Source organism: Streptomyces sp. NPDC093260, from assembly GCF_040683715.1.
Lineage (GTDB): Bacteria > Actinomycetota > Actinomycetes > Streptomycetales > Streptomycetaceae > Streptomyces > Streptomyces sennicomposti.
Genome location: NZ_JBFBEK010000049.1, coordinates 22703 through 30117, shown reverse-complemented (window position 1 = coordinate 30117; position 7415 = coordinate 22703). Strand labels below are relative to the sequence as shown.

The 7415-nt window shown below is 73.2% G+C and carries 7 protein-coding genes; all 7 read right to left on the bottom strand.

The annotated features are described in order from the left end of the window. Positions 1–222 precede the first annotated feature (222 nt). Entirely contained in the window at positions 223–1056 is an 834-nt protein-coding gene (locus tag AB0N63_RS35065; RefSeq protein ID WP_365535860.1) for a menaquinone biosynthesis protein, read from the bottom strand. A gap of 10 nt (positions 1057–1066) precedes the next feature. Further along, the gene (locus AB0N63_RS35060; protein ID WP_365535858.1) at positions 1067–2176 is read right to left on the bottom strand and encodes a methyltransferase; all 1110 of its coding nucleotides are present in this window, start codon (positions 2174–2176) and stop codon (positions 1067–1069) included. Positions 2177–2376: 200 nt separating this feature from the next. Continuing rightward, positions 2377–3162 carry an alpha/beta fold hydrolase gene (locus AB0N63_RS35055; protein ID WP_365535855.1) on the bottom strand — a complete coding sequence of 262 codons (786 nt, stop codon included), beginning with the start codon at positions 3160–3162 and terminating at the stop codon, positions 2377–2379. Continuing rightward, positions 3159–3692 (bottom strand): YbaK/EbsC family protein, encoded by a 534-nt coding sequence (locus tag AB0N63_RS35050; protein WP_365535853.1) that lies wholly within the window; start codon positions 3690–3692, stop codon positions 3159–3161. Before AB0N63_RS35050 ends, AB0N63_RS35055 begins: the two co-directional genes overlap by 4 nt. Further along, positions 3689–5281, bottom strand: coding sequence for a phosphoglycerate dehydrogenase (gene serA, locus AB0N63_RS35045; RefSeq protein ID WP_365535851.1), 1593 nt, complete (start codon positions 5279–5281; stop codon positions 3689–3691). The genes AB0N63_RS35050 and serA overlap by 4 nt, the downstream gene beginning before the upstream one ends. A 37-nt stretch (positions 5282–5318) precedes the next feature. Then, on the bottom strand, positions 5319–6323 hold the full coding sequence (gene sbnA, locus AB0N63_RS35040; protein ID WP_365535849.1) for a 2,3-diaminopropionate biosynthesis protein SbnA: 1005 nt from the start codon (positions 6321–6323) through the stop codon (positions 5319–5321). A gap of 4 nt (positions 6324–6327) precedes the next feature. Then, positions 6328–7383: a 2,3-diaminopropionate biosynthesis protein SbnB gene (gene sbnB / locus AB0N63_RS35035; protein ID WP_365535846.1), complete on the bottom strand. Its 1056-nt coding sequence runs from the start codon at positions 7381–7383 to the stop codon at positions 6328–6330. Positions 7384–7415 lie beyond the last annotated feature (32 nt).

Sequence of the window (7415 nt, the reverse complement as noted above, 5' to 3'; positions counted from 1 at the left end):
CGTCCGACTCGTACAGCGCGACGCCGTCCTCACGCGACAGCCGCTCACCGGAACGGACCTTCTCCTCCAGCTCGCGCTTGAGCCCGACGTCCATGGCCGACGACCTCCTCTTCCACGGGCACGAAGGCACCGTTCGTTCATCATGGAAACGACGTGTCCGGGCGTGACGGCGTCCCGGCGCGGCGCACGCCCGTGCCGCCGGCGGCCTCTCGGCGGTCCCGCTCAGTCCGGCACGGCCGGCCACCGGTGTCCGGCGCCCGCCCCGATGCGCTCGGCGAACGCGGTCATCCCGTCCAGGTGGCGGCGGCGCAGGCCGTAGTCGAGCGTGCGGAAGTACCGCGCCAGGAAGGGCGCCTCGAACGGGGCCCACTGGGACACCTGTGCGGCGATGTCGTCCAGGTGTCCCAGGGCCAGCCGCCGGGCCTCCACCAGCACGGCGTGCACCTCGTCCACCAGTTCCGGACAACGCTGGTGGTAGTCACGGCGGGCGGCCCACACCGCGAACACGAACGGCAGCCCGGTCCACTCCTTCCACAGCGCGCCCAGGTCGTGGACCTCCAGCCCCTCCTCCGGGAGGCGGCCCGCGCAGGCCGCGAGACCGACGTCCCCGATGACGACCGCCGCGTCGGCGTCCTTGAACATCCGCTCCGGATCCGGTCGGCAGCTGTGGTACGCGGGCCGGACGCCGTGGCGGCCCAGGAGCAGCCGGGCCAGGCGCACGGACGTACGCGAGGTGGAGCCCAGGGCGACGCTGCGGCCGTCGAGGCCCTCCAGCGGTCCCCGGGCGACGATCTGGCAGGACATCACCGGTCCGTCGCAGCCGATCGCCAGGTCGGGAAGCGGCACCAGGTCGTCGGCGTGGCGCAGGAACTCCACGAGGGAGACCGGGCCCACGTCGAGCCGCCCCGCGACCAGCAGATCGCTCAGCCGCTCGGGGGTGTCCTGTGTCAGCTCCATGCCGACCAGCGCCCCGGTGCGGGCGAGCCCCCAGTAGAGCGGGGCGCAGTCGAGGAAGTCGACGTGGCCGACGCGCGGACGCGTCCGAGGTGGTGTCACGGCCCGGCCCCTAACCCGCGGCCGGCGCGTGATCCGGCGTCCTGGCCCCGCCGCGGGCCACCGGGACGTCGCCGGTCAGTGGCGCCGCCTCGGCCTCGACCAGGGAGAACTGCTGGGGACGCGGCAGCGGGGTGATGCCGCGGAGCCGGAAGCCCGCCTCGCTCAGCAGGGCGTCGAAGTCGGCGCGCGTGCGTTCCCTGCCGCCGACCTTCACCATCATGTTGAGGTCGCTGAGGAACATGAGGTCGTCCTCGCCCTCGGTGGCGCGATCGGGCAGCACCCGCTCCACGACGAGCAGCCGTCCGGTGTCGGTCATGGCTTGCCGGCAGTGCCGGAGGATGGTCAGGCACTGCTCGTCGTTCCAGTCGTGGAGGACGCTCTTGAGGACGTACAGGTCCCCGCCGGGTGTGACGGCGGTGAAGAAGTCCCCGGGCTCCAGTACGCCGCGCGCGCCGATCCGCGCGTCCTCGAAGGTGCGGGCGGCGTCCGCCAGCGCCGCGGGAACGTCGAACAGTATCCCCTTCACGGACGGGTGGGCGCGGAGTACCTCGGCCAGGAGCGTGCCGTCGCCGCCCCCTATGTCGACCACGGTGCCGTACTGCCCGAAATCGTGGTGCCGGGCGACCAGTCCCGCCATTCTGCGGGTGTTCTGGCTCATCGCTGCATTGAACTGCGCCGACAAGTGCGGCTGGGTTCCGAGATAGTCGAAGAATTCCTGGCCGAATTCCTTGGAAAAATGCGGCTCGCCGCTCCGGACGCTTTCCTCGAGTCCCTGCCAGGCCGCCACAGTGGTCGGGTCGGTGAGCATGCACACCAGTGCGTGCAGGGAGTCGGGGCGGTCGGTGCGCAGCAGCGCTCCGGCCTCCGTCAGGGTGAAGCGGCCGGCTCCCTCCTCGGCCAGGAGACCCAGCGCCACCAGCGCGCGGCACAGCCGGTGCGTGGCCTGCGGGTGGGTGCCGCACTCCTCGGACAGTTCGGCCGAGGTGAGAGCCCGGTCGCTCAGGAGCTCGGCCAGGGAGAGCCGGGCCGCGGCGCGTAACACCTGTGACGCCATGAATCCGTGCGCCAGTCCGGCGATCAGCGCACCGGATTCCCGGCCCGTTCCCGTCTGGGTCCCCACTGTTTCGTCACCCCCGTCCGGCCGGTCGGATTCCGCACTCAACACAGCCCTTTTCGCCTGTTGTTCACGGAAACCCTATCCGCGCCGCCGCGACGACTGTCAAGCGTGTTCCGGCCGCACGGCAACTTGTTGCCAATTCGCCGGTACCGGGCAACCGGCGGCGACGGGGACGCGGGCGAGGTGCGGGGACGGCCCCGTGGTCACGCCGCGCCGTCGTGACCGGTCGTCCGGCGGCCCACCGCGTCCGTCAGCAGCTTCTGCCGCTCCGTCAGGTAGAAGTGGCCGCCGTCGAACACGTCCAGGCTGAAGCCGCGGGGGGCCACATCGGCCCAGGCGGACATGTCCTGGACGGTGATGGACGGGTCCCGGTCGCCGATGTACGCGTGGACGGGGCAGTCGACGGGGTCGGCGGCGCGCGGGCCGTAGGTGCCGACGACGGTGAAGTCGGCGCGGATCGCGGGCAGCACGATCTCCCGCAGGTCCGGGTCGGCCAGCAGCGCCTCGTCGGTGCCCCCGAGCCGGAGGACCTCCGCGATCAGCGCCTCGTCGCCCGCCTCGTGCAGCGGGCGCGGGGTGAGCCGGTGCGGCGCCTTGCGGCTGGAGACGTGCAGCGCCGTCGGACTCACCCCGTGCCCGTGGGTCAGCCGCAGCGCCACCTCGTAGGCGAGGGAGGCGCCCATGCTGTGGCCGAACAGCGTCACGGGCACGTCGAGGAACGGCAGCAGCGCCTCGGTGACCCGCTCGGTGAGTTCCTCCATGCGGTCGATGCAGACATCGGTGAGCCGGTCGTGCCGGCCGGGGTAGCGGGCGACCAGGACCTCGGTGTCGTCGTCGAAGGCGGTGCCCCAGGCGTGGAAGAAGCTCGCCGATCCTCCGGCGTGCGGCAGCACCAGCAGCCGGCGCCGGGGGGTGGGCGTGCGGGCGTAACGCCTGAACCACCGGTCCGCGGCCACGGACGGTGCGGAGGGGCCGCTGTGGAGGCTCATCCTGTCTTCCTTCTCGCTGTCGCGGCGCGCCCTGCGGTGCGCCGGGGCGGGCTGTGCTGGGCGATGGGCTCCACCCGGGGGCGGGCGAGCGCCAGGTAGTCCGCGGTGTCCAGGGCCACCGACCGGTCGAGCCGGGCGGCGTTGAAGAAGATCTCGTCGTGCACCAGCAGGTCCGGGTCCACGACCAGTTCCAGATCCGGATGGCGGGCGAAGGGCATGACCGAACCGCTGACGCTGCCCGCCAGCCGCTCGGCGACGTCACGGGCCGCGAACGCGGCCTCCGATCCACCGTACATGCCGCACAGGCCCTCGAGGTCCACCCGGCGGTCGCCCGGCACCACGGCCAGCACGTACCGTCGGGAGCGGCGGCCGGTCGCCACCCGTACCACCAGGCACTTGGCGGCCTGGGCGAGGGCGTGCTCCCGCAGCCGGCTGGCGCGTTCGGTGTGGCCCTCCGGGGGATGGTCGATGACGCGGAACCGGGCCTGTCCGCTCTCCAGTTGCTCCATCAGCCAGTCGTGCGCCGTCATCCGGCCGGCTCCAGGCTCCAGGCTCGGAGGGCGTCGACGCGGACGGCGGCGTCGTGGAGGACGGCCGGGTCGAGCGGCGCACCGAGGGACAGGGCGACGAGGGCGGGGCCGGCGCCGTCGGCACGGCGGGCCAGCCGCAGGGCGTCCACGCGGGCGCCGGCGGCAGCGAGCGTCTGGCCCAGCCGGGTGATGAGGTCGGGCCCGTCGGGCGCGAGGAGGAAGGCGAGCGGGCCGGTGAGGGGTACGTCGGTCTCGTGGCCGCCGATCTCCACCAGGCGCCGGCCCGACCGGTGCCCGGTCAGGGTCCCGGAGACGGAGACCGGCTCGCCGGAGGGCAGGGTGCCCTCGATCCGCACCAGGCTGCGGTGCTCGGCGCTGTCGGCGGCGGTCACCAGCTCGGTCTCCAGGCCGCGTTCGTCGGCGTGCAGGGCGGCGTTGACGTACGCCACACCGCCCTCGACGACGGAGGCGAGGACGCCCTTGACCGCGGCGAGCCGCAGGGCCGTGACGTCGTGGCGGGTGATCTCGCCCCGCACGGTCACCCGCAGCCGGGCGGGCAGTCGCCCGGCGGTGGCGGTGAACAGTCCGCCCAGGTGTTCGGTCAGGTCCAGCCAGGGGTCCAGCTCGGCGTCCACCTCGCCGAGCCGCACGTTCACCGCTTCCGGGACGAACCTGCCGGACAGCGCCTGACGCACCGAGCGGGCGACCGACACCCCGGCACGCTCCTGCGCCTCCCCGGTGCCCGCCCCCAGGTGCGGGGTGACGACCACGTTGTCCAGTTCGAACAGCGGTGAGGAGAGGCAGGGCTCGGTCTCGAAGACGTCGATGCCGGCGGCCGCGACCCGGCCCTCCTTGAGCGCCGCGTACAGCTCCGCCTCGTCGACGATGCCGCCGCGGGCCGCGTTGACGACGCGGACACCGGGCCGCACCCGCTGCAGGGCGTCGAAGCCGATGAGGCCCGTCGTCTCCGGTGTTCTGGGCAGGTGCACCGTCAGGAAGTCGGAACTCTCCAGCAGTTCGTCCAGGCCGACCATCCGCGCCCCGGCCCGTTCGGCGCTCGCGGCCGGCACGTACGGGTCGTGGGCGAGCAGCCGCATCCCGAACGCGGCCATCCGGCGGGCCACCAGGGAGCCGATGCGGCCCAGGCCGAGGATGCCCAGCGTCTTGTCGGCGAGTTCGACGCCCGTGAAGCGGCCGCGCTGCCACTGTCCGCCCCTGAGCGCGGCGTCGGCCTGGGGGATGTTGCGGGCGACGGCGAGCAGCAGGCCGACGGTCAGCTCGGCGGCGCTGACGATGTTGGAGGCGGGGGCGTTGACGACCATCACGCCCGCCCGGGACGCCGCGGTCACGTCCACGTTGTCCAGGCCCACCCCGGCCCGGCCGATCACCTTCAGCCGGTCGCCCGCCGCGATGGCGTGCGCGTCCATCCGGGTGGCGCTGCGCACCAGGACCGCGTCGACGCCGGGCAGGGCGGCGAGCAGCGCGGCGCGGTCGGCGCCCGCGCAGTACCGGATCTCGAAGTCGGGGCCGAGGGCGTCCACGGTGGCGGGGGACAGTTCCTCGGCGATCAGTACGACTGGCTTGTGCATGGCGTGGGTTCCTTGTCTGACGAGGGCGCACACCGGCTCAGCCTGCGCCGACGGCCGGTTCCAGTTCCTTCTCCGGGCCCGCCGCGTCCCAGGTGTGCGGGGCGCCGAAGTGCCGCTGCACCCATGCGGGGTCGTAGACCGTGTCGAGGTAGCGGTCGCCCTGGTCCGGGGAGAGGGCGACCGCGGTGAGTCGTTCGCCGCGGGGCCGGCCGGCCAGCCAGCGCAGCGCGCCGCTGACCACGGTCCCGGTGGAGCCGCCGAAGAGGAAGCCCTGGCGGGCCATGGCGTGGCAGCTCTCCAGGGTGTCCCGCTCGGGCACCATCACGACCTCGTCGACGAGCCGGTCGTCGAGCAGCCGGGGCCGGACGCCCGCGCCGAGGCCGGGGATGTGCCGGGCGGCGGCAGGGCCGCCGAAGGTGACCGAGCCGATGCTGTCGACCGCGACGATGCGCACCGGCCGCTCGCGCTCGCGGAAGTAGCGGGCGCAGCCCATCAGGGTCCCGGTGGTGCCGGCGCCGACGAACAGGACGTCGAGTCCGGGGAACTGGGCGGCGATGGCGGGGGCGGTGCTGCGGTAGTGCGCCAGCCAGTTGTGCGGGTTGACGTACTGGTTGAGCCAGACGTAGTTGGGGTCGAAGTCGACCAGGCGCTGCACGTAGTCGATGCGGGCGCCCAGCAGGCCGCGCTCCTTGTCCGGTCTGGAGATGACGAGGACCCGGGCGCCGAAGGACTCCATCAGCCGCCGGGTCGCCGGGTTGCAGCGGGAGTCGGTGACGCAGACGAAGCCGTACCCCCGGTGGGCGGCGATCATGGCGAGGGCCACGCCGAGGTTGCCCGAGGAGGACTCCACGAGCACGGCGCCGGGGACGAGGACGCCGTCGCGTTCGGCGGCGAGGACCATCTCCAGGGCGGCCTTGAGCTTGACGGAGCCGGCGAGGTTGAGCCCTTCGTACTTGACGTGGAGGGGGACGCCGAAGACGGGCTCGAGGTCGACGAAGACGTCGTCGGCGTTGATCTCGTAGGGAGCGGTGACGACCGTCACGTGATCACCGGGTTCCGTCGGGCGTCGGACGGCCGTAGCGGTCCAGCTCGTGGAAGAAGCCCTCGACGGTCTGGAGCCGGCCGCTGTCGCGCAGGGTGTCGTGTACGTGCCGGCCGAGCGCGAGGTCGAGCACGCCGAGGCCGAACGGCGAGAAGACGACGGGCCGGTCGTCGGGCAGTTCGAGCCGGCCCTCCAGGACGTCGAAGAGCGTGCCGTCGATGAAGTCCCGCCCGCCGGTGAGCTGTTCGGCCAGGTGGGGAGAGGTGTCGGCCTTCAGGCAGTGCTCCACGTCGTCGAGGACGTTGGCGGAGGCGAGCAGGATCTCGGGGGCGAGGTCGCGCAGCGAGACGTTGAGGACCAGCGGGTTGTGCGCGAACCAGGCGGGGTCGTGCAGATGGGGGCGGGGGGCGACGGTGGCCAGGACGACGAGGTCGCTGTCGCGGACGAGTCGTTCGGCGGACTCGTGCACCACGACGGGGGCGTCGCCGGGGCGGCCGGCGAGGTAGTCGGCGAACGCGCCCGCGTGCCGCGGCGAGAGGTCGTGGACGCCGAGTGCGTCGAAGGTCCAGCCGGTCGCCTCCAGGTAGCGGTGGACGTAGCGGCCGATCAGTCCGGCGCCGATGAAGCCGACCCGGCGCGGCCGGCGGCCCCGGCTGAGGCGGTCGGCGGCGAGCGCGGCGGACGCGGCGGTCCGGGAGGCGCTGATGATGGAACTCTCCAGGCACGCGATCGGGTAGCCGGTCGCCGGGTCGTTGAGGATGAGGACCGCCGACGCCCGCGGGATGCCGGCGGCGACGTTGTCCGGGAAGCTGGAGATCCACTTCAGGCCGTCGGTGGGCCGGTCGCCGCCGACCGAGGCCGGCAGGGCGATGATGCGGGCGTTCGGGCGGTCGGGGAAGCGCAGGAAGTACGAGGGCGGGTTGACCGAATCGCCCCGGCCGTGCAGCCGGTAGACCTGGTCGACCAGGTCGACGACCTGCTTCTCGCCGCCCGTGAGCACGTCGGCCACCTGTGTGCCGGTGATGACGGCGAACGGGGGCACGATCGGCTGGGGGGACATGGTTGCTCCATCGGTGAGTGGTGGGGCCGGGC